This is a genomic window from Geodermatophilus pulveris, from assembly GCF_900188375.1.
In the GTDB taxonomy this organism is placed as follows: Bacteria; Actinomycetota; Actinomycetes; order Mycobacteriales; family Geodermatophilaceae; genus Geodermatophilus; species Geodermatophilus pulveris.
In genome coordinates this window covers 154838-177649 of sequence record NZ_FZOO01000009.1, presented here as the reverse complement: position 1 = coordinate 177649, position 22812 = coordinate 154838, and the positions used below count along the sequence as shown (strand labels likewise).

20 protein-coding genes are annotated in these 22812 nt (G+C 74.9%); 7 read left to right on the top strand and 13 right to left on the bottom strand.

All coding sequences use genetic code 11. From position 1 onward, the window contains the following. Positions 1-11 precede the first annotated feature (11 nt). Positions 12-629: a hypothetical protein gene (locus CHB98_RS17505; RefSeq protein ID WP_089306864.1), complete on the top strand. Its 618-nt coding sequence runs from the start codon at positions 12-14 to the stop codon at positions 627-629. A gap of 74 nt (positions 630-703) precedes the next feature. Here CHB98_RS17505 and CHB98_RS21810 read toward each other — a convergent pair whose 3' ends face one another. From CHB98_RS21810 to clpB, 9 genes are all read right to left on the bottom strand, one after another. Then, positions 704-847, bottom strand: a complete 144-nt coding sequence (locus CHB98_RS21810) for a GPGG-motif small membrane protein (RefSeq protein ID WP_179224626.1) — start codon at positions 845-847, stop codon at positions 704-706. A gap of 141 nt (positions 848-988) precedes the next feature. Further along, positions 989-1396, bottom strand: a complete 408-nt coding sequence (locus CHB98_RS17500; protein WP_089306863.1) for a DUF3151 domain-containing protein — start codon at positions 1394-1396, stop codon at positions 989-991. Between the two features lie 78 nt (positions 1397-1474). Continuing rightward, positions 1475-2509, bottom strand: a complete 1035-nt coding sequence (gene fbaA / locus CHB98_RS17495) for a class II fructose-bisphosphate aldolase (protein WP_089306862.1) — start codon at positions 2507-2509, stop codon at positions 1475-1477. Between the two features lie 89 nt (positions 2510-2598). Continuing rightward, on the bottom strand, positions 2599-3153 hold the full coding sequence (gene pyrE / locus CHB98_RS17490; RefSeq protein WP_089306861.1) for an orotate phosphoribosyltransferase: 555 nt from the start codon (positions 3151-3153) through the stop codon (positions 2599-2601). 36 nt (positions 3154-3189) lie between these two features. Continuing rightward, on the bottom strand, positions 3190-3882 hold the full coding sequence (locus CHB98_RS17485) for a fasciclin domain-containing protein (protein ID WP_089306860.1): 693 nt from the start codon (positions 3880-3882) through the stop codon (positions 3190-3192). 163 nt (positions 3883-4045) lie between these two features. Further along, complete coding sequence (locus CHB98_RS17480) at positions 4046-4726, bottom strand: fasciclin domain-containing protein (protein ID WP_245821320.1); 681 nt, start codon at positions 4724-4726, stop codon at positions 4046-4048. A gap of 101 nt (positions 4727-4827) precedes the next feature. Beyond that, positions 4828-6480, bottom strand: coding sequence for a molybdopterin-dependent oxidoreductase (locus tag CHB98_RS17475; RefSeq protein WP_218822410.1), 1653 nt, complete (start codon positions 6478-6480; stop codon positions 4828-4830). A gap of 65 nt (positions 6481-6545) precedes the next feature. Then, positions 6546-7295 (bottom strand): hypothetical protein, encoded by a 750-nt coding sequence (locus CHB98_RS17470; RefSeq protein ID WP_089306859.1) that lies wholly within the window; start codon positions 7293-7295, stop codon positions 6546-6548. Between the two features lie 169 nt (positions 7296-7464). Then, complete coding sequence (gene clpB / locus CHB98_RS17465; protein WP_089306858.1) at positions 7465-10050, bottom strand: ATP-dependent chaperone ClpB; 2586 nt, start codon at positions 10048-10050, stop codon at positions 7465-7467. A gap of 189 nt (positions 10051-10239) precedes the next feature. Here clpB and CHB98_RS17460 point away from each other — a divergent pair, with 189 nt between their 5' ends. Next, complete coding sequence (locus tag CHB98_RS17460) at positions 10240-10686, top strand: MarR family winged helix-turn-helix transcriptional regulator (RefSeq protein WP_089306857.1); 447 nt, start codon at positions 10240-10242, stop codon at positions 10684-10686. An 80-nt stretch (positions 10687-10766) separates the two neighbouring features. Then, the gene (locus CHB98_RS17455) at positions 10767-11204 is read left to right on the top strand and encodes an OsmC family peroxiredoxin (protein ID WP_089306856.1); all 438 of its coding nucleotides are present in this window, start codon (positions 10767-10769) and stop codon (positions 11202-11204) included. A gap of 68 nt (positions 11205-11272) precedes the next feature. Here CHB98_RS17455 and CHB98_RS17450 read toward each other — a convergent pair whose 3' ends face one another. Genes CHB98_RS17450 through CHB98_RS17440 form a run of 3 tightly spaced genes read right to left on the bottom strand, consistent with a single transcriptional unit; the run spans position 11273 to position 16345 of the window. Further along, on the bottom strand, positions 11273-12202 hold the full coding sequence (locus CHB98_RS17450; protein WP_089306855.1) for a diacylglycerol/lipid kinase family protein: 930 nt from the start codon (positions 12200-12202) through the stop codon (positions 11273-11275). Between the two features lie 49 nt (positions 12203-12251). Further along, entirely contained in the window at positions 12252-15173 is a 2922-nt protein-coding gene (locus CHB98_RS17445) for an FAD-binding and (Fe-S)-binding domain-containing protein (protein ID WP_218822409.1), read from the bottom strand. Further along, positions 15170-16345, bottom strand: a complete 1176-nt coding sequence (locus tag CHB98_RS17440) for a pyridoxal-phosphate-dependent aminotransferase family protein (protein ID WP_089306854.1) — start codon at positions 16343-16345, stop codon at positions 15170-15172. The genes CHB98_RS17445 and CHB98_RS17440 overlap by 4 nt, the downstream gene beginning before the upstream one ends. A 231-nt stretch (positions 16346-16576) precedes the next feature. Here CHB98_RS17440 and CHB98_RS17435 point away from each other — a divergent pair, with 231 nt between their 5' ends. The 3 genes from CHB98_RS17435 to CHB98_RS17425 all read left to right on the top strand — a co-directional run bounded on the left by CHB98_RS17435 (position 16577) and on the right by CHB98_RS17425 (position 20179). Next, positions 16577-18043: an SLC13 family permease gene (locus CHB98_RS17435; protein ID WP_245821318.1), complete on the top strand. Its 1467-nt coding sequence runs from the start codon at positions 16577-16579 to the stop codon at positions 18041-18043. Between the two features lie 115 nt (positions 18044-18158). Beyond that, positions 18159-19400, top strand: coding sequence for a CaiB/BaiF CoA transferase family protein (locus tag CHB98_RS17430; protein ID WP_089306853.1), 1242 nt, complete (start codon positions 18159-18161; stop codon positions 19398-19400). Continuing rightward, positions 19397-20179: an enoyl-CoA hydratase gene (locus CHB98_RS17425; RefSeq protein ID WP_245821316.1), complete on the top strand. Its 783-nt coding sequence runs from the start codon at positions 19397-19399 to the stop codon at positions 20177-20179. Before CHB98_RS17430 ends, CHB98_RS17425 begins: the two co-directional genes overlap by 4 nt. On the opposite strand, the gene CHB98_RS17420 is transcribed toward CHB98_RS17425, so the two are convergent. After that, positions 20160-20963, bottom strand: a complete 804-nt coding sequence (locus tag CHB98_RS17420) for an IclR family transcriptional regulator (RefSeq protein WP_089306852.1) — start codon at positions 20961-20963, stop codon at positions 20160-20162. The two genes, CHB98_RS17425 and CHB98_RS17420, sit on opposite strands and share 20 nt — an antisense overlap. Positions 20964-21302: 339 nt before the next feature. Here CHB98_RS17420 and CHB98_RS17415 point away from each other — a divergent pair, with 339 nt between their 5' ends. Further along, positions 21303-22805 carry an FAD-linked oxidase C-terminal domain-containing protein gene (locus tag CHB98_RS17415; protein WP_089306851.1) on the top strand — a complete coding sequence of 501 codons (1503 nt, stop codon included), beginning with the start codon at positions 21303-21305 and terminating at the stop codon, positions 22803-22805. Positions 22806-22812 lie beyond the last annotated feature (7 nt).

Below are 22812 nucleotides of genomic sequence, written 5' to 3'. Positions count from 1 at the left end.
AGGGTATCGGCATGCCCCTCGTCGAGTTCGACCTGCGCGGGCTGCCGCCGGGTCAGGCACCGGCGCGCGCCGAGGTCGCACCGGCCGCCCAGGCCGACGCGCTGCTGGTCCGGGGCCCGGTGCCGGCGCTGGGGGCGGTGCTCACCGCGCTGTGGAAGGCCGGGCGCACCGCCGACGTCCCGGTGTCCTGGGAGCCCGCCGCGGACGGCGACTCGGCCGCCCTGGCCCGCGCGCTCGGCATCGGCACCGGGGCCGCCCGGGAGCTCGGCCTGGTGCGCGACGACCACGGCGGCGTGCTGCTGCACCACGGCCGGATGGAGGCGGCCGGGGACGGCCGGCGCCGCCCGCTGGCACGGCGGCTGGGCGCTCAGGCGCACCACGACGCGGTGAAGGTCGCCGACGGGCTGGTCACCCGGATCGACGTGCGGCCCGACTGGCGGGCCGTGGACACCCTCGACGTCACGGTGATGACGCTGCCGCTGCGGCCCGGCCGGCGCACCAGCGGGCGCGCCGTGCAGGTCGCCTGCGACCCGGCCCGGGTGGTGCGGGACGGCGTCCCGCACCCCCGGCCGGTGACCCGCTGGACCTGGTACGCCGACGACCGCGTGCGCTGGCGCCTGCACCCCTAGCGACCCGAGCGTGCGGCCTCCCTGCAGGGGCCCGCCACGAGCCTGCCAGTGGTGGGGGGCAGGGAGGTCCTCCCTCAGGTGAAGACGCTGACACCCCCCGGGCCGACGAGCAGGCCCACGACGATCAGCACGACGCCCCACAGCACCTGGCGGCGGACGATCGCGACGATGCCGGCGACGACGAGGACGACGGCGAGGATCCAGAGCAGGGTGGCCATGCGGCACCTCCGCGGAAAGGGCGTCCGGGCCGGACGCCGGGGACGGAGAGTAGCCGGTGTCCGGGCCCGACCGCGCGTTCACCGCCGCGGCCTCACGCAGGGTGACCTCGGGCGGCGGGACGGCTCAGCCGCCCGCAGGGGTCACGGCGCCAGCGAGGGGTCGCAGTCGCGCAGCAGCTGGGTGCAGCGCTCCTGCTCGTCGGTCTCGCCGATCGCCTCGGCGGCGCGGGCCAGCACCGTCACGCAGCGCAGGAAGCCGCGGTTGGGCTCGTGCGACCACGGCACCGGCCCGTGGCCCTTCCAGCCGTTGCGGCGCAGCGCGTCCAGCCCGCGGTGGTAGCCGGTGCGGGCGTAGGCATAGGCCTCGATGGTGCGCCCGTCCGCGATGGCCTCCTCCGCCAGCGCTGCCCAGGCCGCGCTCACCGTGGGGTGGCCGGCGGCCACCTGCGCCGGCGGGGTGCCCGCGGCGAGGGCCGCCTCGGCCTCCGGGGCGCCCGGCAGCAGGGTCGCCGGGGGCTCGCCGAGCAGGTTGTGGTGCGGGTGCCCCATCAGGTCTCCTCGCTGGCGCTCGTCGGCTCGCTGGGCCGCCCCGCCGTGTCCACTCGTGACCTCGCGAGCTCGGTCACGTCAGGCGGCCTGCGACTGGCCGGCCGACAGCAGGTCCTCGCACGCCTCGACGACGCGCGCGGCCATGTTGGTCTCGGCGAGCTTCATGTAGGTGCGCGGGTCGTAGGCCTTCTTGTTGCCGACCTCGCCGTCGACCTTGAGGACGCCGTCGTAGTTGGCGAACACGTGCCCGGCGATCGGCCGGGTGAAGGCGTACTGGGTGTCGGTGTCGACGTTCATCTTCACCACGCCGTAGGACAGCGCCTCGCGGATCTCCTCCTGCGCGGACCCCGAGCCGCCGTGGAAGACCAGGTTGAAGGGCTTGGCGCCGTCCCCGAGGTTGAACTCCTTGGCCACGATGGCCTGCCCGCGCTCGAGCACGTCGGGCCGCAGCTTGACGTTGCCGGGCTTGTAGACGCCGTGCACGTTGCCGAAGGTGGCCGCGAGCAGGTACACGCCGCGCTCGCCGAGGCCGAGCTGCTGGGCGGTGCGCAGGAAGTCGCCGTCGGCGGTGTACAGCTTCTCGTTGATCTCGGCGACGACGCCGTCCTCCTCGCCGCCCACGATGCCGATCTCCAGCTCCAGGACGATCTTGGCGGCCGCGCACCTCTCCATCAGGTCCTCGGCGATGTCCAGGTTCTCGGTGAGCTCGATCGCCGAGCCGTCCCACATGTGCGACTGGAACAGCGGCGCCTGGCCGGCGTCCACCCGGTCCTTGGACAGCGCGACCAGCGGGCGCACGTAGGCGTCCAGCTTGTCCTTGGGGCAGTGGTCGGTGTGCAGCGCGACGTTGACCGGGTACTTCTCCGCGACGACGTGCGCGAACTCGGCCAGCGCGACGGCTCCGGTGACCATGTCCTTGACCCGGGTGCCGGAGGCGAACTCCGCCCCGCCGGTGGAGAACTGGATGATCCCGTCGCTGCCGGCGTCGGCGAACCCGCGCAGCGCGGCGTTGACCGTCTCCGAGGACGTGCAGTTGATCGCCGGGTACGCGAAGCCGCCCTCCTTCGCCCGGGCGATCATGTCGGCGTAGACCTCGGGGGTCGCGATGGGCATGCGGGGTGCTCCTCGGGTCGGGCGGCGCGGGTCCGGCGGCCAGTATCGCGCCCGGCCCAGCGGCCGCGACACCCCGCCACCCGGCCGGCCTAGCGCAGACCGAGGTCGGCGAGGGTGAAGGCGGCCCGGTACTCCAGGCCGGCCGCCTCGACCGCGGCCCGCCCCCCGCGGTCCACGACCACCGCGACCGCGATCGGCTCGGCGCCGGCCTCGCGCAGCGCCTCGACGGCGGCCAGCGGGCTGGATCCGGTGGTGGAGACGTCCTCGACCACGAGCACCGTGCGGCCGCCGACGTCCGGGCCCTCGATCCGCCGCTGCAGGCCGTGGGCCTTGCCGGTCTTGCGGACCACGCAGGCGTCCAGGAAGCCCTCCCCCGCGGCGGCCGCGTGCAGCATCGCGGTGGCCACCGGGTCCGCGCCCAGGGTGAGCCCGCCGACGACGTCGTAGCGCAGGTCGCCGGTGAGCTGGCGCATGACCCGCCCGACCAGCGGGGCACCCTCGTGGTGCAGCGTCAGCCGGCGCAGGTCGATGTACCAGTCCGCCTCCTGCCCCGAGGACAGCGTGACCCGCCCGTGCACGACGGCGAGCTCCACGACCAGCTCGAGCAGCCGGTCGCGGTCGGGGTGGGCGGGCGGGGCCGTCATGGGGGCGACCCTACTGACGACGGCGCGGGCCGCACGTCAGCCGGCCGGTGGGGTGAGCACCTGGTCGACGACGTAGACCGTGGCGTTGACCGTCGCGATGTTGCCGCAGATCACCCGCGCGTCGGCGGCGCCGAGCACCGTCTGGTCGGCGCTGATCGTGAAGGCCTCGCCGGCGCCCTCGACGGTGACCTGCCCCCCGGCGAGGGTGGTGTGCGTGCCGGCCAGCTCGCCGGGCTCCAGCCGCCGGGCGATGACGTGGTGGGTGACCAGGGCGGTCAGCCGCGGGGTGTCGGCCAGCAGCGGGTCCAGCGTCGCGGGCGGGACGGCGCCGAACGCCTCGTTGACCGGGGCGAGCACGGTGAGGTCGCGGGTGGCGTCCAGGGACGCCGACAGCGAGGCGGCGCGCACGGCGCCCGTCGTGCCGGCCAGCCCGGGGACGGCCGCCATCGCGGCCGCGGCGGGAGTGGCGGCCAGGGCGGCCGGGCTGCCCGGCCCCTCGGCGGGCAGCCCGGCGCAGCCGGCCCCGAACAGGCCGGTCGGCTCCGCCGGGGCGGCGCTCCCCGGGGCGGTGCTCCCCGGGGCGGTGCTCTCCGGGGCGGTGGCGGTCGTGGGCGCACCGCTCGCGGCCGGGACGTCGCCGGCCGGTTCGTCGGACCCGCAGCCGGGCAGCGACAGCGCCAGCACGGCGGCGGCGGCGAGCTGGGTGCGGCGGATCGGGGTGCCGGTCACGGGGCGGGGCTCCTTCGTCGGGGGCGCCGACATCATCACCGCCGGGGCCCGCCGTTCCCGGCAACGGCGCGGTGCAGCGCCCGGATCGCGGCTGCGGGCCGCCGTCCGGGTGGACGACGGCCGCAGCGCGCGACCTCCCTGCGGAGGGGCAGGGGGTCCTCGATCAGGCGGCCGGCGGGGCCAGGACCTGGTCGACGATGTAGACGGTGGCGTTCGCCGTCTGCACGTTGCCGCAGATGACCGACGCCGGCGTGCCGGTGACGGTGCCGTCGATGGTGAACATCTCGCCGGAGCCGGTGATGGTCACCGGGTCGCCGTTGATGTCGGTCTGCTCACCGGCCAGCTGGTCCGGGGAGAGCCGGCCCTGCAGCACGTGGTGGGTCAGGATCGCGGTCAGCTGGGCGTTGTCGGCCAGCACGGCCTGCAGGGTCTCCGGCGGCAGGGCCTCGAAGGCCGGGTTGGCCGGCGCGATGACGGTGATGTCCTGCGCGCTGTTCAGCGTGTCGCCCAGGTTGGCGGCGGTGACGGCCTGCACCAGGGTGGACAGCGCCGGGTTGTTGCTGGCGGCGGTGGCGACCGGGTCGTCGGTCATCCCCTGGAAGCTGCCCTCACCGTCGGCCGGGACGGCGGCGCAGCCCTCGCCGAAGGGCTCCTCGGACATGGGCATCGCGCTGCTCGACGGCGCCGACGAGCTCGAGCCGCCGCCGGCGGCGCTGCTGGCCGCGCTGCCGGCGCTGTCCGCGGTGTCGGTCGCGGCCTCCTCGGCGCCACAGGCGGTCATGGTCAGGGCGAGAGCCGAGGCAGCGGTCAGCAGGGCGGTGCGCGTGAGGCGGGTGCTGGTCACGGGGGTGCTCCTTCGTCGTCGTCGTGCGGGGGTCCTGGCCCCGGCCCGGGAGCGGGTCGGGGTCGCGCCTGCGGCGGGGCCGAGGCGGGTCCGGGGATGGGTCAGGTCGCGGTGACCCGGATGGAGTGCAGGCCGCTGGCGCCGTCCGGGAACGGGGTGGCGCGCTGCTCGGTCTGCACCTCGCCGTCGGCGCCGGTCGCGCGGACGGTGAGCTGGTGGGGGCCGGGGGCGAAGTCGTACGGCAGCACCCACTGGCGCCACAGGTCCGCGTCGACCTGCGGGGACAGCTGCGCGGGCAGCCACCCGCCGTCGTCCACCCGCACCTCGACGGCGGCGATGCCACGGGTCTGCGCCCAGGCGACGCCGGCGATGGGCCGGCGTCCGGCCGGGAAGGCGCGCAGCGGCGCGGGGGTGTCGATGCGGGAGGCGACCTTGATCGGCGCCTGGGCGGCCCAGTCGCGCTCGGTCCAGTAGGCGTCGAAGGCGGCGTAGGTGGAGGCCTCGATGCCCACCATCCACTTGCACGCCGACACGTAGCCGTACAGGCCGGGGATGAGCATCCGCACCGGGAAGCCGTGCTGCACCGGGAGCGGCTCGCCGTTCATCCCGAAGGCGAGCATCGCGTCCTCGACCTCGAGCGCCGAGCGGGTCGGGGCGCCGATGGTCATCCCGTCCGAGGAGCGGCAGACCAGCTGGTCGGAGCCGGGCCGGATGCCGTTCTCGCGGAGGATCGTCCCCAGCGGGACGCCCAGCCAGCGCGCCGTGCCGGCCAGCAGGCCGCCGACCTCGTTGGAGACGCAGGTCAGGGTGATGTCGCGCTCGATGACGTCGTCGCGGCCGAGCAGCTCGTCGAGGGTGTAGCTGCGGGGGGAGTCGAACATCCCGGTCAGCGTCAGCCGGTAGTCCGCCGGGCTGATCTGCGGCACGGTGATCGCGGTGTCGACGCGGTAGAACTCGCGGTTGTCCGTGAACAGCGGCGACAGGCCGTCGACCGTCCGGGAGAGGTCCGCACCGGCGGGCAGGGCCGGGGCCGGGGAGGTCGGGCGCGGGAGGACGAGGTCGGCCCGGGCGCCGCCGACGTCGAAGCGGCGCAGCAGCAGCCGGCCCGCGCCGCCGGTGACCACGGCGGCGCCCACGGCCGCCCCGCTGGTCAGGAAGAAGCGGCGGCGGTCCAGCCCGGCGCCCTTGCGGTCGCCGGCACCCAGGGCCGCGCGCAGGCGCTCGAGCGGGGCCTCCTCGGAGCCGGGGGTCGCGGCCGGGGCCGGCGCCGGGGCGTCGAGCGGGGCGAGCAGGGCCAGCAGCGCGGCGACTCCGGCGAGGGCGCCGACCAGGGCGGGCAGCGCGTCCAGCGGGCCGCCGGCCGGCCCGGTGACCGCCGCGGCGGCCCCGACCACGCCGAACAGCGCGATGCCGGCCACCCCGACCGCGCGGCGGCGCAGCGCGAGCACGCCGAGGGCCAGGGCGTAGGAGGCGATCAGGACCAGCGTGCCGACGACGAGGGCGATCTTGTCGTCCTCGCCGAACGTCGCGATCGCGAACGCCTTGACCGGCTCGGGGGTGAGGGTGATGACCTTGTCGCCCACCGCCACGACCGGCGAGGACTGCGGGCCGACCAGGCCGGCGACCAGCTCCCCCACGCCCAGCGCGCCGCCGGCGGCCAGCAGCCCGGCCACGGCGGCCAGCGGACGGCGCCCCCGGGTCGGGAGCCCGTCCGGCCCGGTCGCCGGGGCCGGGGCCTGCTGGGTCGTGGTCACGTCTGGTCTTCGTGACCAGCCGCCCTACGGGTTCAGCAGTGCGGTAACGATCGGGTCACGATGCGTCAGCGGAATCCGGCCTGCCGGCGCGTGGTCATCGTCCGGTACCACTCGCCGGACGGCCGGAGCAGCAGCGCGACGACCCCGACGATGGTCAGGAGCAGCGAGAAGACCGACAGGGAGTCCAGGAATCCCGAGCCCGACCCGGTACCGGCAAGGGCGGTCACGCCGAACAGGGCGCTCAGGCCGCCGAGCACGCACAGCACGATCCGCGCCCAGTTGCGCCCCTTCCAGGCGAACCAGATGAACAGCGCCTGGAGGGCGGTCAGCAGCAGGCCGATCACCGCGCCGACGACGAGGGCCGCGCGCGCGACGTCCTCGGTGAACGCCGGGTCGTTCGCGTCCGCCACGGTCTGGGCGACCAGCCCGTCGGTGTCGGAGAACTGCAGCAGCGAGGCGATGATGCCGAGGATGAGCGTGGCCAGGAAGGCCCCGATCCCGACCCGCACCGTCGTGGGCCGCTCCGGTGCCTCCTGGGGGAAGTAGCCCCCCGGCGCCGACGGGGCCGCCCCGTAGCCGTACGGCGGCGGGCCCTGCTGCCAGCCCTGCGGGGGGCCCTGCTGCCAGCCCTGCGGGGGGCTCTGCTGCCAGCCCTGCTGGGGGTCCTGCCAGCCCTGACCCTGGGGCGGCTGCTGCCAGCCCTGGCCGGGCGGGGGCTGCTGCTGCCACCCCTGCCCCGGCGGAGCCTGCCAGCCCGGCTGGTCCTGCGGCGGCTGCCCCTGCTGGGGGTCCTGGCCGCCCTGCCCTGACGTCATCGCACGCTCCCTCGTCGTCCCTCGGTCACTCCCCCGATGATCACGGACCCACCCGTGCCGGGCCAGTGGCGTCCGCCCATCGAGACCGGATCGGTGCGCCCGCGCCCGCCCGGGCGGCCCCACTGCCCCCCGCCGCCGGCATGCGGGCGGCGGGGGCAGTGTGTCCTCCTCAGGCGCGGCGCACGCTCAGGCCGTCCTCGGCGAGGTCGTCGGGAGCGTCGACGACCACCTCGTCGCCGTCCCGGACCCCCCCGGACAGCAGCGCCCTGGCCAGCTGGTCCCCGATCGCCGACTGCACCAGCCGGCGCAGCGGGCGGGCGCCGTAGACCGGGTCGAACCCGTTGAGCGCCAGCCACTCGCGGGCGGCGTCGGTGACCGTCAGCGCGAGCCGGCGGGCGGCCAGCCGGCGGGCCAGGACGCCGACCTGGATGTCGACGATGCCGGCCAGCTCCTCGCTGCCGAGCGCCCGGAAGACCACCACGTCGTCCAGCCGGTTGAGGAACTCCGGCTTGAAGTGCGACCGGACGACGCCCATGACCGCGTCCCGGCGCCGCTCCTCCGGCAGCGACTGGTCGGCGATCAGCTGCGAGCCCAGGTTGGACGTCAGGATCAGGATGGTGTTCCGGAAGTCCACCGTCCGGCCCTGGCCGTCGGTGAGCCGGCCGTCGTCGAGCACCTGCAGCAGGACGTCGAAGACGTCGGGGTGGGCCTTCTCCACCTCGTCGAGCAGCACGACGGTGTAGGGCCGCCGCCGCACCGCCTCGGTGAGCTGGCCGCCGGCCTCGTAGCCGACGTAGCCGGGCGGGGCGCCCACCAGCCGGGCCACCGAGTGCTTCTCGGAGTACTCGCTCATGTCGACGCGGACCATCGCCCGCTCGTCGTCGAACAGGAACTCCGCCAGCGCCTTGGCCAGCTCGGTCTTGCCGACGCCGGTCGGGCCGAGGAACAGGAACGACCCGGTGGGCCGGTCGGGGTCGGCCACGCCGGAGCGGGCCCGGCGGACGGCGTCGGAGACGGCGCGGACGGCGTCGGGCTGGCCGACCACCCGGCGGCCGAGCTCGTCCTCCATCCGCAGCAGCTTCTGGGTCTCCCCCTCGAGCAGCCGCCCGGCGGGGATGCCGGTCCAGGCCTGCACGACCTCGGCGATGTCGTCGGGCCCGACCTCCTCCTTGAGCATGGAGTCGCTGCCGGCGACCGACGCCTCGGCGTCGGCCAGCGCCTTCTCCAGCTGCGGCAGCCGGCCGTAGCGGAGCTCGGCGACCTTGGCCAGCTCGCCGTCCCGCTCGGCCCGCTCGGCCTCCAGCCTCGCCCGCTCCAGCTCCTCCTTGATCTGCTGGATGCGGACGATGGCGCTCTTGTCCTGCTGCCACCGGGCGGTGAGCTCGTCGAGCTGCTGGCGCTTGTCGGCGAGGTCCGCGCGCAGCGCGGCCAGCCGGTCGACCGAGGAGGGGTCGTCCTCCTTGGCCAGCGCCATCTCCTCGATCTCCAGCCGGCGGACGGCGCGCTCGACCTCGTCGACCTCGACCGGGCGGCTGTCGATCTCCATCCGCAGCCGGCTGGCGGCCTCGTCGACCAGGTCGATCGCCTTGTCCGGCAGGAACCGGGCGGTCACGTAGCGGTCGGACAGCGTGGCGGCGGCGACGATCGCGGCGTCGGTGATCCGGACGCCGTGGTGCACCTCGTAGCGCTCCTTGAGGCCGCGCAGGATGCCGATGGTGTCCTCGACGCTGGGCTCGCCGACGAAGACCTGCTGGAAGCGGCGCTCCAGCGCGGGGTCCTTCTCGATGTGCTCGCGGTACTCGTCGAGGGTGGTCGCGCCCACCATCCGCAGCTCGCCGCGGGCCAGCATGGGCTTGATCATGTTGCCGGCGTCCATCGCGGAGTCACCGGTCGCGCCGGCACCGACGATGGTGTGCAGCTCGTCGATGAAGGTGACGACCTCGCCCTCGGACTCGGCGATCTCCTGCAGGACGGCCTTGAGCCGCTCCTCGAACTCGCCGCGGTACTTGGCTCCGGCGACCATCGAGGCGAGGTCCAGCGCCATCAGCCGCTTGCCCTTGAGGCTCTCCGGGACGTCGCCGGCCACGATCCGCTGGGCCAGGCCCTCGACGATCGCGGTCTTGCCGACGCCGGGCTCGCCGATGAGGACGGGGTTGTTCTTGGTGCGGCGGGACAGCACCTGCACGACCCGGCGGATCTCGGTGTCCCGGCCGACGACCGGGTCGATCTTGCCCTCGCGGGCCCGCGCGGTGAGGTCGACGGCGTACTTCTCCAGCGCCTGGAAGGTGCTCTCCGGGTCCGCGGTGGTGACCTTGCGGCTGCCGCGGACGGTGCGGAAGGCCGCCAGCAGCGCGTCCCGGGTGGCGCCGGAACTGGTCAGCACGGCACCGGCCTCGCCGTCGACGCCCGCCAGCCCGACGAGCAGGTGCTCGGTGGAGACGAACTCGTCGCCCAGCGCGCCGGCCTGCTCGCCGGCGGCGTTGAGCACGCGCAGCAGGTCCCGCGAGGGCGACGGGGCGGGCACGGTGGCGCCGCTGACGCTGGGCATCCGGCGCAGCGCGGCCTCGGTCTTGGCCCGGACGTCGGCGACGTCGGCGCCCACGGCCTGGAGCAGCGGCCCGGCGATGCCGTCGGTCTGCTCGAGCAGGGCGGCGAGCAGGTGCAGGGGCTCCAGCGCGGCCTGGCCGCGGTCGACCGCCAGCCGCTGGGCGGCCGTGATCGCCTCCTGCGAACGGGTGGTCAGCTTGCTCTGCATGGTCTCTGGGGGTGGTCCTCTCGGGCGGGGCCGGGCTCGCCGGCCGTCGGTGTCGGAGTGTGCAACGAGCTCAGGGTTGAGTCTGTTCCGCTCAACCTCTGCGGTGTCCGGGTGCCCGTCCACCTCTGCGGGGGGTGTCCGGGGGCAACGGCCTCAGACGCCGGGCACCCGAGCACTAGGATCTGCAGGATGACGCGTCTCCCGGCACCGAGCGCGGTCCTCGAGGACCAGCTCTGCTTTGCGCTCTACGCCGCCTCCCGAGCGGTGACCGCGCGTTATCGCCCCCTGCTCGACGCGATCGGGCTCACCTATCCGCAGTACCTGGTCATGATGCTGCTCTGGGAGCAGGACAACCAGACGGTGGGTCAGCTCGGAGCCCGGCTCTCCCTGGACAGCGGCACGCTGTCCCCCCTCCTCAAGCGGCTCACCACCGCCGGCCTGGTCACCCGCCACCGGCGGGTGGAGGACGAGCGGTCGGTGGCCATCACGCTGACCGACGCCGGCCGCGCGCTGCGGGACAAGGCGGACGCCATCTCCGAGGAGATCATCTGCGCGCTGGACCTCGACCGCGCGGAGTTCTCCGAGCTCAAGGCCAAGCTGAACCTGGTGACCGAGCGGGTCGCGCCGAGGACCTGACCTGCACGTCCCCGGACGGTTGTGCGCGATGGACCGGGGTAGCGCACCCCTGACACAGACCGTCCCGACGAGGAGGCCCCATGCCCACCCGCACCGCTCGCACCGCCTGGAACGGCTCCCTGCAGGAGGGGTCCGGCCAGGTGGAGCTGTCCAGCTCGAAGGTCGGCACCTACGACGTGTCGTTCCCCAAGCGCGCGGCCGAGGACGCCGACGGCACCACCAGCCCCGAGGAGCTCATCGCGGCGGCGCACTCGTCGTGCTTCGCGATGGCGCTGTCCAACGAGATCGCCAAGGCCGGCGGCACCCCGCAGTCCCTCGAGGTCACCGCGGACGTCACCCTCGGCCAGAAGGACGGCGGCCCGCACATCACGAAGATCGCCATCGCGGTCCGCGGTGAGGTCGAGGGCCTCGACGCCGCCGGCTTCGAGCAGGCCGCCCAAGCGGCCAAGGCCGGCTGCCCGGTGAGCAAGGCCCTCGCCGGCGTCGACGAGATCAGCCTGGACGCCACGCTGGAATGAGGACCACGCTTCCCCCCGCGCCTCGCAGGCTCGGCGCGGGCCCCTGAAGCGTGGCCGGTTCCATCACCTCACCTGGGGGGCGGCGGCACGAGCAGCGACCAGCCGTGCCGCCGCACCCGCCAGGTCCGCGACGCCACTCCCTCCTCGACCTCGCCGTCCGCGTCGAGGTCGACCGGGCCGCCGGAGAGCGCCACCCGGCTCCCCCGCAGCACCAGCACGTCGGGCCGGTCCACGTGCTCCCCGCTGGTCAGCGCCGCGGCGAAGGCCGCCCGGGCGACCGGGCCGGTCGCCGCCGAGAGCACCACGTCGGCCAGCCCGTCGTCCGGCTCGGCGTCCGGCGCCAGCGGTGTCCCGCCGCCGATCGAGCGGCCCGTGCAGACGCCCAGCATCAGCAGCTCGCGTGTCCCGTCGGCCACCCAGCCCTCCCGCGGGTGCGCCGCCACCCGGCCGTCGACCTCCACCCGCAGCGGCCAGCCCAGGCTGCTGACCCCGGCCATCGCCGCACCCACCGGGTAGGCGACCACCCCCAGCAGCTCCTTGAGCCGGTCCGCCCGCGCGCCGGCCCGGGCCCCGACCCCGGCGTGCACGGCGTTGACCACCAGCCCGCCCGCGTCGTCCTCGAGCAGGTCCAGCGGCCGGGGCACCCCGGCGAGGACGGCGGCCGCACCCGCGACCGGGTCCAGCGGCAGGCCGAGGCTGCGCGCCAGGTCGTTGCCGGTGCCGCGGGCCACGACCCCGACCGGCTCGGCGGGGTCCAGCGCGCCGGCCCGGTGCAGGGCCCGCGCGACGGCGTGCAGCGAGCCGTCACCGCCCAGCACCACCAGGCGGCGGCCGTCACGCCCGGCGAGCGCCTCGTCCAGCTCGGCCGGTGACCCGGTCGCGGCCACCACGACGTCGGCCCCGGTGCGCAGCTCGCGCAGGGCAGCCCCGACCGCGCCGTCCCCGGCGGTGCCGGCGGCCCGGTTGACCACTGCCAGCAGCCGAGGGGTCCCGCTCACCGGCGCACCGTAGCCGGGGGCGCCGGTGAGCGGACCGGTTCGCGGACGCCTACCGGTCGAGGGCCTCCAGGACCAACTCGACCGGGTGACGGGCGGTGCGCTGGGTGCCGTGGTGGATCTGCTCGCGGCAGGACGTCCCGGTCGCCGCGATCACGGCGTCCGGGGCGGCGGCGCGGACGGCCGGGAACAGCCGGTCCTCCCCCACCCGCAGCGAGATGTCGTAGTGCTCCGTCTCGTAGCCGAAGGAGCCGGCCATGCCGCAGCACCCGGCGTCCAGCTCCTGCACCGTGGCCCCGGGGATGCGCTTGAGCAGCGCCACGGTCGCCGCGGTGCCGGCCTCGGCCTTCTGGTGGCAGTGGCCGTGGAAGACGATCGTGCGGCCCGCCAGCCGGCTGTCCTCGCGCAGCCGCAGCCGCCCCGCGTCGATGGCCTCGACCAGCAGCTCCTCGGGCAGCCGCACCCGGTCGGCCACCGCCCGCACGTTGGGGTCGTCGGGCAGCAGGGACACGTGCTCGGCCCGCAGCGTGAGGATGCAGGACGGCTCGCAGCCGACGATCGGCCCGTCGGCGGCCCCGCCGGCGCACAGCGACGCCGCCAGGCCGCGGGCCTTCTCGCGGGCGTCGTCGAGCAGGCCCTTGGAGATGCTCGGCCGCCCGCAGCAGCCCCGGCTCTCCAACCGGACGTCGTAGCCGGCGTGCTCGAGCAGCTCGACGACGGCCCGGCCCACGCCCGGCTCGCTGTAGCTGGTGAAGGAGTCGGCCAGCATGGTGACCCGGCCCTGGGTGGGCGTGCCGGCCGGCCGGTGCCGCTTGAACCAGCGCGGCAGGTTGTCCCGCTGGAAGCGGGGCAGCGGCCGCTGCCGGGCGATGCCCAGCCGCCGGTCCAGGAGCACTCGCAGCGGCCGGATCCGGCCGGGCACGTTGGACAGCGGCGCCGTCGCCGACCCCAGCCGGTTGAGCGTGCGGATCGCGCCGAACACCCGGGCGCGCAGCGGCACCCCCTGGACGTCGTACTTGTGCGCCAGCGCCTCCGCCTTGAGCGAGGCCATGTCCACGCCCAGCGGGCACTCGCTCTTGCACGCCTTGCACGACAGGCACAGGTCCAGCGCCTCGTGCAGCCGCTCGTCGCTCAGGGCGGTGTGCGGGTCGCCCTCGGACAGCGCCTTGACCAGCGCGCCGGCCCGGCCGCGGGTGGAGTGCTCCTCCATGCGCGTGGCGATGTAGCTCGGGCACATGGTGCCGGTCGTGGACTTCCGGCACAGGCCGATGTTCATGCAGCGGTCGGCGGCGCCGAACATGCCGCCGACGACGTCGAAGGTGAGCCGGGTGCGCAGCGGCCCGGGCTGCGGCGGGTCGGCGTCCCGCAGGTGCTCGGTCATCGCCGGGGCGTCGACGATCTTGCCGGGGTTCATGACCCCCGCCGGGTCGAACAGCGCCTTGACCTCGCGCATGGCCTGGTAGAGCTCCTCGCCGAACAGCTCCCGGTTGAACTCGCTGCGGGCCAGGCCGTCGCCGTGCTCGCTGGAGTTGGCCCCGCCGTACTCCCGGACGAGGTCCTTGACCTCCTCGGCGACCGACCGCATGGTCTCCACCTGGCCGGGCTCGGTCAGGTCGACGAACGGGCGGATGTGCAGGCAGCCGACCGAGCAGTGCCCGTAGAAGCCGGCCTCCAGGCCGTGCCGGTCGAGCACGTCGCGGAAGCGGGCCGTGTACTCGGCCAGGTGCTCCGGGGGGACGGCGGTGTCCTCGACGAAGGCCAGCGGGCGGCGGGCGCCCTCCGAGGCGGCCATGAGCAGGCCGAGTGCGGACTTGCGCACCTTGAGCAGGTCGGACTGCTGGGTGGGGGTGACCGCGCGCAGGGTGGCGTAGCCGTGGCCGTTGCGCCGCCACAGCTCGGTCAGCCGGTCGAGGGAGGCGACGAGCTCGGCCTCGTCGTCACCGGTGAAGGACACGAACACCAGCGCCTCGGGGTCGCCCTCGAGGATCCGGCCGAGGCCGGCGTACTCGATCTTGCGCCGGGACAGATCGAGGATGGTCTTGTCGATCATCTCGACGCCGGCCGGGTCCAGGGACAGGGCGTCCCCGGTCGCCGCGGTGGCCTCCAGCACCGACCGGAAGTGGCCGACGGCGAAGACCTGCCTGGACGGCTTGGGCACCAGGGCGACCAGCGCCGAGGTGGTGACGGCGAGCGTGCCCTCCGAGCCGACGAGGAACTTGGCCAGGTCGTACGGGGGGGCCGTGGCCAGCCGGTCCAGCCGGTAGCCGCCGGCACGGCGCCAGTAGGCCGGGAAGCCGGTGCCGATCGCGTCGGCGTGCGCGGACACGATGCCGGGCAGGCCGCGCAGGATGCGGGCCTCCAGCGAGTCGCCCTCGGCGCGGCGGGCCCGCTCGGCCTCGTCGAGCGCGCCCCAGCGGGTGGTCGAGGCGTCGGCGAGGACCAGGTCCATCTCCAGGACGTGGTCGATGGTCATCCCGAAGCGCAGGGACCCGCTGCCGGCCGAGTTGTTGCCGATCATCCCGCCGATCGTGGCGCGGTTGGACGTCGAGGTGTCCGGGCCGAACATCAGCCCGTGCTCCCCCGCCGCCCGGTTCAGCTCGTCCTGCACCACGCCGGGCTGCACCCGCGCCGTCCGGGCGTCGGGGTCCAGGTCGGTGATGGCGTACATGTGCCGGGACAGGTCCATGACGATGCCCGGCGACACCGTCTGCCCCACCAGGCTGGTGCCCGCCCCGCGGGCCAGCACGGGCAGCCCGGCCTGGCCGGCCAGGCGCACGGTGGCGACGACGTCGTCGGCGTGCCGGGGGTAGACGACGCCGGCCGGCGTCATCGCGTACATGGACGCGTCCTGGCTGAACAGGTGACGCGTGTAGTCGTCGAACGCGACCTCGCCGTCGAGGGCCCGGCTCAGCTCGGCGCCCAGGTCGGCGTGCTCGGCGGCGGCCGTCGAGGGTCGCGGCGGCGCGGCTGTCACTGCCCCAGCACCTCCAGCGCCGCCTGGATGCCCGCGGGGTCGACCTTCACCCCGCTGCGGACCAGGCCCATCTGCACGCCGGCGAGGGTGCCGGCGAGCATCAGGTCGTTGAAGTGGCCCAGGTGGCCGATGCGGAACACCTTGCGGGCCAGCCGGCCCAGCCCGGCACCCAGGGACATGTCGTAGTGCTCGAGGATGACCCGGCGGACCTCGTCGGCGTCGTGCTCGTCGGACAGCAGGATCGCCGTCAGCGAGCCGGAGTACTCCCGCTCGTCCAGGGCGAGCACCTCCAGCCCCCAGCCGCGGACGGCGGCCCGGGTGGCCTCGGCGTGCCGCTGGTGGCGGGCGTAGACGTCGGGCAGGCCCTCCTCGGCCAGCATCCGCAGGGCCTCGCGCAGGCCGTAGAGGATGTTCGTGGCCGGGGTGTAGGGCCAGAAGCCGTTGGCGTTGGCCGCGAGGATCGGCTCCCAGTCCCAGTAGGAGCGGGGCAGCCGGGCCGTCCGCGAGGCCTCGAGCGCCTTGTCGCTGACCGCGTTGAAGCTGATGCCGGGCGGGAGCATCAGGCCCTTCTGCGAGCCGGCGATGGTGACGTCGACACGCCACTCGTCGTGCCGGTAGTCGATGCTGCCGAGCGAGGAGATCGTGTCGACCAGGTACAGCGCGGGGTGCTGCGCGGCGTCGATCGCCGCGCGGATCTCCCCGACCCGGCTCGTGACGCCGGTGGAGGTCTCGTTGTGGACCACCATGACGGCCTTGACCTCGTGCCCGGGGTCGGCGGCGAGCCGTTCCTGCACCGCCTCGGGCGGGACGCCGTGCCGCCAGTCACCGGGGACGAACTCGACCTCCAGGCCGAGCCGGCGGGCCATGTCCTGCCAGAGGGTGGCGAAGTGGCCGGTCTCGAAGCAGAGCACCCGGTCGCCGGGGGACAGCGTGTTGCACAGGGCCGCCTCCCAGGCGCCGGTGCCCGACGCCGGGTAGACGACCACCGGGTTGCTGGTGCCGAAGGGCGCCTTGACCGCCTCGAGCACCTCGCGGCCGAGCGCGGCGAACTCCGGGCCGCGGTGGTCGATGGTGGGCATGTCCATGGCCCGCAGCACGCGGTCGGGCACGTTGGTCGGCCCCGGGATCTGCAGGAAGTGACGGCCGCCGGTGCCCGTCCCCGTGGTCGTCATGTCATCGCCCTCTCGCCGCAACCACGCCGGGCGTGGTCCACCCGGACTCCACGATGCGGGACCGTACTCCCGCCTGACGGACGGCTGTCCAGCGGACCGGACGGTCTCTGTGACAGTTGACACACCGCCCCGTGATCACTTGGATGCACGGGGAGCGGGACGTGGTTTCCGCTTCGTGGAACAACGGAGATCAGGACGGCGCCCCCGGGTCCGTCCCGTACGTCAGGGGCAATGGTGTCCAGTCAGCTCGTCTCGATCCTCGTCCTGTTGGCGGTCTTCCTGATCGCCACGGTGCTGCCCGTCCACATGGGTGCGCTCGCCTTCGTGGCCGCCTTCGTGTTCGGGTACTTCCTCTTCGGGTCCGAGGAGTACGCCGACATGGTGTTCGGCTTCTTCCCCGGATCGCTGTTCGTCATCCTCGTGGGCGTCACCTACCTGTTCGCGATCGCCAAGAACAACGGCACGGTCGACTGGCTGGTGCACGCCGCGGTCAAGGCCTCCGGCGGGAAGCTGGTCGCCATCCCGTGGGCGATGTTCGCGGTCACCGGCGCCCTCACCGCCATCGGCGGCGTCGTCCCCGCGGTGGTCGCGATCATCGCGCCGGTGGGCATGTCCTTCGCCCGCCGCTACGGCATCAACCCGCTGCTGATGGGCCTGTTCATCATCAACGGCGCGACGGCCGGCGGCTTCTCGCCGCTGTCGATCTTCGGGTCGATCACCAACAACGTGGTCGCCCAGAACGACCTGCCCGGCAGCCCGCTGTTCCTCTGGGTCGCCTCGATCGTGGCCAACGTGCTGCTGAGCGTGCTGGTGTTCTTCCTGTTCGGCGGCAAGAAGCTGCTCGGCAACCCGCAGCGCGTCGACCTCGGCGAGGGCGGCACGGACGCCGACGCCCGCCCGGTGGCCGTCGGCAGCCCGTCCACCGGCGGCGCGGTGGCCCCGGGCACGGGTGGGGCCGGGGGCTCCAGCGCGGCCGGCAGCCCGCGGCACGGGCAGCCCGGCCACGTGCACGGCCAGGCGGAGGAGCGGGCCGAGGACAAGGCCGTGCAGACCACCGCGGTGGCGACCGCCGACCGCCCGGGCCCGGTCACCTCGCTGGACCGGGACCGGACGCTGACCCTCATCGGGCTCGGCATCCTGGTCCTCGGTGCGCTGCTGCCGATCGGCCTGGACATCGGCCTGCTGGCGATCACCGTCGGCGTCATCCTGTCGATCGTCGCCCCCCGCGGCGCGAAGGGCGCCGTCGGCCAGATCGCCTGGCCCACCGTGCTGCTGATCTGCGGCATCGTCACCTACGTCGGGCTGATGCAGGAGATCGACACCCCCGGCTGGCTCGGTGACAACGTCGCCCAGCTCGGCGCCCCGACCATCGCCGCGCTGCTGATCTGCTACATCGGCGCGGTCGTGTCCGCCTTCGCCTCCACCACCGGCATCCTGGGCGCGCTCATCCCGCTGGCCGTGCCGTTCCTGCTCGGCAGCGAGTCGATCGGCGCGATCGGCCTGATCACCGCCCTGGCGCTGTCGTCGTCCATCGTCGACTCCAGCCCCTTCTCCACCAGCGGCGCCCTGGTCGTGGCCAACGCCCAGGAGAACGAGCGGGACAGCGTGTTCCGCTCGCTGACCATCTGGGGCTTCTCGATGGTGGCCGTGGTCCCGCTGGTCACCTGGCTGGTCCTGGTGGTGCCCGGCTGGCTGTAGCAGGCCCCGCAGCACGCGACGCGCCCCGGACGGCTCCCCGCCGCCGGGGCGCGGTCGCGTCCGGGCCACACTGGCTCCCGCACCACCGACCCACACGCGCACCCGGGGAGGGCGCATGACCGAGACGGACGACGGGGCCCGGCCGCCCCTGACCGGCACCACCGTGCTGGAGGTCGGCGTGTTCATGGCCGCCCCCTTCGCCGCCATGCAGCTGGCCGACCTCGGCGCCCGGGTCATCAAGGTGGAGGACCCGCGCGCCGGCGACCCGGTGCGCGCCAGCGGGCCGTTCGTCGGCGACGAGAGCTCGCCGTACCTGCGGCTGAACCGCAACAAGGAGTCGGTGGCGCTGGACCTGAAGTCCGAGGCGGGCCGGCGGGCGTTCCTCGCGCTGGTGGAGACCGCCGACGTGGTCGTCGAGAATCTGCGCCCGGGCGCCATGGCCCGGCTCGGCCTGGACGCCGCCGCCGTGCGGGCGGTCAACCCCCGCGTGGTCTACGCCTCCGGCTCGGGCTGGGGCCAGGACGGCCCGCTCGCCCCCCTGCCCGGGCTGGACATCATGGCCCAGGCCCGCAGCGGGATCATGAGCATCACCGGCACCCCCGGGGGCGAGCCGGTCAAGGTCGGCGTCCCGGTGTGCGACCTGGTCTGCGGCCTCTACCTCGCCCTGGCGGTCACCGCCGCGCTGCGCGAGCGGGACCGCACCGGCGTCGGCCAGAGCATCGACGTCTCGCTGTTCGAGGCCGGCGTGAGCCTCGCGGTCTGGGAGGCCGGCCGGTGGTTCGCCACCGGGGAGGTGGGCGGGCCGCTCGGCTCGGCACACCAGAGCCAGGCGCCCTACCAGGCGTTCCGCACCGCCGACGGATGGGTGACCATCGGCGCCAACACGCCCAACACCTGGGCCGGCCTGTGCCGCACGCTGGGCATGGACGACGCCCTCGCGGACGACCGCTACGCCGACGCCACCCGGCGGCACGCCCTGCGCGCGGAGCTGCAGGACCTCGTGGAGTCCCGGACGACCGCCCGGACCACCGAGGACCTGCTGGCGGCGCTGGGCGCGGCCGGCGTGCCGTGCGCCCCCATCAACGACCACGGCCAGGTCTTCACCGACGACCACCTGCACGCGCGGCGGTTCTTCTGGGACGGCGCGCACCCGACCCTGCCCCCGCAGCGGCAGCTCGGGTCGCCGATGCGCATGTCGGCCAGCCCGGCCGTCCGCGACCACGCCGGGCCGCCGCTGGGCGCCGACACCCGGACGGTCCTGGAGCGGGCCGGCGTCCCCGCCGACGTGGTCGACGCCGTGGCCGGGCCGGTCGTCCCCGCCGAGCCCGCGCCGGTGGCCCCCGGGGAGGGCGCGTGAGCGGCGAGCACGTGGACGGGGACCTGCAGGTGACCCAGGACGGCGCGGTGCTGACCGTCCTGTTCTCCCGGCCCGAGCAGCGCAACGCGATGACCTTCGCGATGTACGAGGGCCTGCACGAGGCCTGCGAGCGGGCCGACGCCGACGACGCGGTGCGCGTGCTGGTGCTGCGCGGCGCCGGGCGGGCGTTCGTCGCCGGCACCGACATCAGCCAGTTCCTGGAGTTCACCGGCGGGGACGACGGCGTCGCCTACGAGCAGGGCATCGAGCGGGTGGTCACCCGGCTCGAGGACGTCACGGTGCCCACGGTCGCCGCGGTCGACGGCGCCTGCGTCGGCGGGGGGCTGGCCCTCGCCGCGGCCTGCGACCTGCGGCTGGCCACCCCGTCGTCCCGGTTCGGCGTGCCCGTGGCGCGGACGCTCGGCAACTGCCTGTCGGTCAACAGCGTCTCGCTGCTGGTGCAGCACCTGGGGCCGGCGCGGACGCTGGACCTGCTGCTGCGGGCCCGGCTGCTCGGCGCCGACGAGGCCGCCGCGGCCGGGTTCGTCACCACCTGCCCCGACGGCGGGCTGGACGCCGCGCTGGAGGAGCTGACCGCCACGCTGGTCGGCCACGCCCCGCTGAGCATGTGGGCGGCCAAGCAGGCGGTGGTGCGGCTGCGCCGGGCCGGCCTGCCCGACGACACCGACCTGGTGCGCACCGTCTACGGCAGCGCGGACTTCCGCGCCGGGGTGGCGGCGTTCGTGGCCCGCGAGCGGGTCAGCTGGACGGGGCGCTGAGCAGCGGCACGCCGTCCTCCCGCAGCTCCGCGGCGAGCGCGGCGGCCGCCGTCTGCAGCAGCGGCACCACTCGCGGGACGGCGTCCAGGCCGAGCCGGCCGGCGGGTCCGGACACCGAGATGGCGCCGGCCGACGAGCCGCCGGGCACGGGGACGGCCACGCAGCGGACCCCGGCCTCCTGCTCCCCGTCGTCGACCGCGTAGCCCTGCGCGGCGATCAGGGGCAGCTGGGCGAGCAGCCGGTCGGGGTCGGTGACGGTGCGGTCGGTACGGGCCGGCATGCCGCCGCGCACCAGCAGCTCGCGAGCGGTCTCGGCGGGCAACTGGGCCAGCAGCACCTTGCCCACGCCGGTGCAGTGCAGGTGCACCCGCCGCCCGACCTCGGTGAACATCCGCATCGAGTGCCGGGAGGGCACCTGGGCGGCGTAGACGACCCGGTCCCCGTCGAGCACGGCCAGGTTCGCCGTCTCCCCGATCGCGTCGACCAGCCAGGTCAGGTGCGGGCGCGCCCAGGTGGTCAGCATCCGCGCGGCGAACTCGCCGAGGTGGATCAGCCGCGGGCCCAGGACGTAGCGGCGCGACGGCAGCTGACGCACGTAGCCGCGGGACACCAGCGTGCGCACCAGCCGGTGGATGGTCGACACCGGCAGCCCGCTGTCGGTCGCGAGCCGGCTGATCGCCACCTCCCCACCGGCCTCGGCCATCAGCTCCAGCAGGAGGAAGGCGCGCTCCAGCGACTGCACGCCGTCCGCCGCGCCGCCCGGCGCCGCCGCCCCTGCCGTCATCCCCCACCCCTCGAGCCCGAGTTGCCCCGGGTGACCGGGCCCACTACTTTCCCTGTGATCGAGCGGGCTGTTCCGCGATGTGGAAAGCACGATAGCCGCGCCGCCCGGTCCCCGGAACAGGTCGGCGCCCTCCGCACAGCGACCCAGGGAGGACGATGAGCGCCACCGCCGGCGCGGGCGGTCCCGCGGTGACCCGTGCGGCGGGGACCGGCACGACGATGCCGTCTCCTCCGGCCGGTGGGACGATGCACGGACACCGTTCCCCCGGGACCGCCGTGGCCGACGAGTGCCCCGACCCCCCGCCCCTGCCCGCGTACGAGCGCCTGCCGTGAGGACACCATGACCACCCTCGCCGAGAACGCCACCGCCGAACCGGCCACCTCCGAGCGCACCGCCGCGCTCGCCGAGCGGCTGCGGGCCGCCGTCGGCACCGAGCGGGTGCTCACCGACCGCACGCAGGTGCGGACCTACGAGTGCGACGGCCTGGCCAACTTCAAGGTCACCCCCGCGATCGTGGTCCTCGCCGAGAGCCGCCAGCACGTGGTCGACACGGTGCGGCTGTGCTCGGAGGCCGGGGTGCCGTTCGTGGCGCGCGGCTCGGGCACCGGGCTGTCCGGCGGGGCGCTGCCCCGGGCGGACGGCGTCCTGCTGGTGCTGTCCCGGCTGCGGTCGCTCGGCCCGGTGGACCCGGACAACCGGCAGGTCACCGTGGAGCCCGGCGTCATCAACCTGTGGGTCACCCGGGACGCCGCGCCGCACGACCTCGCCTACGCGCCGGACCCGTCCTCCCAGCTGGTCTGCTCCATCGGCGGCAACGTGGCCGAGAACGCCGGCGGGGCGCACTGCCTGAAGTACGGCTTCACGGTCAACCACGTGCTCGGCGCCGAGGTGGTGCTGCCCGACGGCGAGGTCGTGCACCTGGGCGGCCGCGCCCCCGAGCACCCCGGCTACGACCTGCTGGGCGCCTTCATCGGCAGCGAGGGCACCCTCGGCGTGGCCACCGAGCTGACGCTGCGGCTGGTCCGGGTGCCCGAGGAGGTGCAGACCATGCTGGTCGGCTACCGCTCCGTCGAGGACGCCGCCGGCACGGTCAGCGACATCATCGGCGCCGGCATCCTGCCCGCCGCGGTGGAGATGATGGACGCGCTGGCCATCGAGGCCGCCGAGGCCGCGGTCAGCTGCGGCTACCCCGAGGGGGCGGTGGCCGTGCTGGTCATCGAGCTCGACGGCCCGCGGGTGGAGGTCGAGGCGCAGTTCAAGCAGGTCGAGGAGATCGCCCAGCGGCGCAACGCCTTCGAGGTCCGCATCGCCGCCGACGCCGAGGAGCGGGCGCTGATGTGGAAGGGCCGCAAGTCCGCCTTCGCGGCGGTCGGCCGGATCAGCCCCAGTTACTTCGTGCAGGACGGCGTCATCCCGCGCACCAAGCTGCCCGAGGTGCTGGCCGAGATGAAGCGCATGGCCGACGCGAAGGGCCTGCGGGTGGCGAACGTGTTCCACGCCGGCGACGGCAACCTGCACCCGCTGGTGCTCTTCGACGACGCGGTTGAAGGGCAGGCCCACGAGGCCGAGGAGCTGGCCGGGGACATCCTCGAGCTGTGCATCACCTCCGGCGGCTCCATCACCGGCGAGCACGGGGTGGGCCAGGAGAAGCGGATGAAGATGGGCAAGCAGTTCACCCCCGAGGACCTCGACACCATGCAGCTGGTGCGGTGCGCCTTCGACCCCGACGGCATCGCCAACCCCGGCAAGGTCTTCCCGACCCCGCGGCTGTGCGGCGAGCGACCCGGCGTGCGCAAGGGCGAGCACCCGGTGCAGGCGGCGGGCCTGGGCGAGGTCTTCTAGTGGGCGG

Coding starts and splice junctions, on each gene's coding strand:
- CHB98_RS17505 (WP_089306864.1), top strand. CDS start 12: ATGCCCCTCGTCGAGTTCGACCTGCGCGGGCTGCCGCCGGGTCAGGCA.
- CHB98_RS21810 (WP_179224626.1), bottom strand. CDS start 847: ATGGCCACCCTGCTCTGGATCCTCGCCGTCGTCCTCGTCGTCGCCGGC.
- CHB98_RS17500 (WP_089306863.1), bottom strand. CDS start 1,396: ATGGGGCACCCGCACCACAACCTGCTCGGCGAGCCCCCGGCGACCCTG.
- fbaA (WP_089306862.1), bottom strand. CDS start 2,509: ATGCCCATCGCGACCCCCGAGGTCTACGCCGACATGATCGCCCGGGCG.
- pyrE (WP_089306861.1), bottom strand. CDS start 3,153: ATGACGGCCCCGCCCGCCCACCCCGACCGCGACCGGCTGCTCGAGCTG.
- CHB98_RS17470 (WP_089306859.1), bottom strand. CDS start 7,295: ATGACGTCAGGGCAGGGCGGCCAGGACCCCCAGCAGGGGCAGCCGCCG.
- clpB (WP_089306858.1), bottom strand. CDS start 10,050: ATGCAGAGCAAGCTGACCACCCGTTCGCAGGAGGCGATCACGGCCGCC.
- CHB98_RS17460 (WP_089306857.1), top strand. CDS start 10,240: ATGACGCGTCTCCCGGCACCGAGCGCGGTCCTCGAGGACCAGCTCTGC.
- CHB98_RS17455 (WP_089306856.1), top strand. CDS start 10,767: ATGCCCACCCGCACCGCTCGCACCGCCTGGAACGGCTCCCTGCAGGAG.
- CHB98_RS17440 (WP_089306854.1), bottom strand. CDS start 16,345: ATGACGACCACGGGGACGGGCACCGGCGGCCGTCACTTCCTGCAGATC.
- CHB98_RS17435 (WP_245821318.1), top strand. CDS start 16,577: ATGGTGTCCAGTCAGCTCGTCTCGATCCTCGTCCTGTTGGCGGTCTTC.
- CHB98_RS17430 (WP_089306853.1), top strand. CDS start 18,159: ATGACCGAGACGGACGACGGGGCCCGGCCGCCCCTGACCGGCACCACC.
- CHB98_RS17420 (WP_089306852.1), bottom strand. CDS start 20,963: ATGACGGCAGGGGCGGCGGCGCCGGGCGGCGCGGCGGACGGCGTGCAG.
- CHB98_RS17415 (WP_089306851.1), top strand. CDS start 21,303: ATGACCACCCTCGCCGAGAACGCCACCGCCGAACCGGCCACCTCCGAG.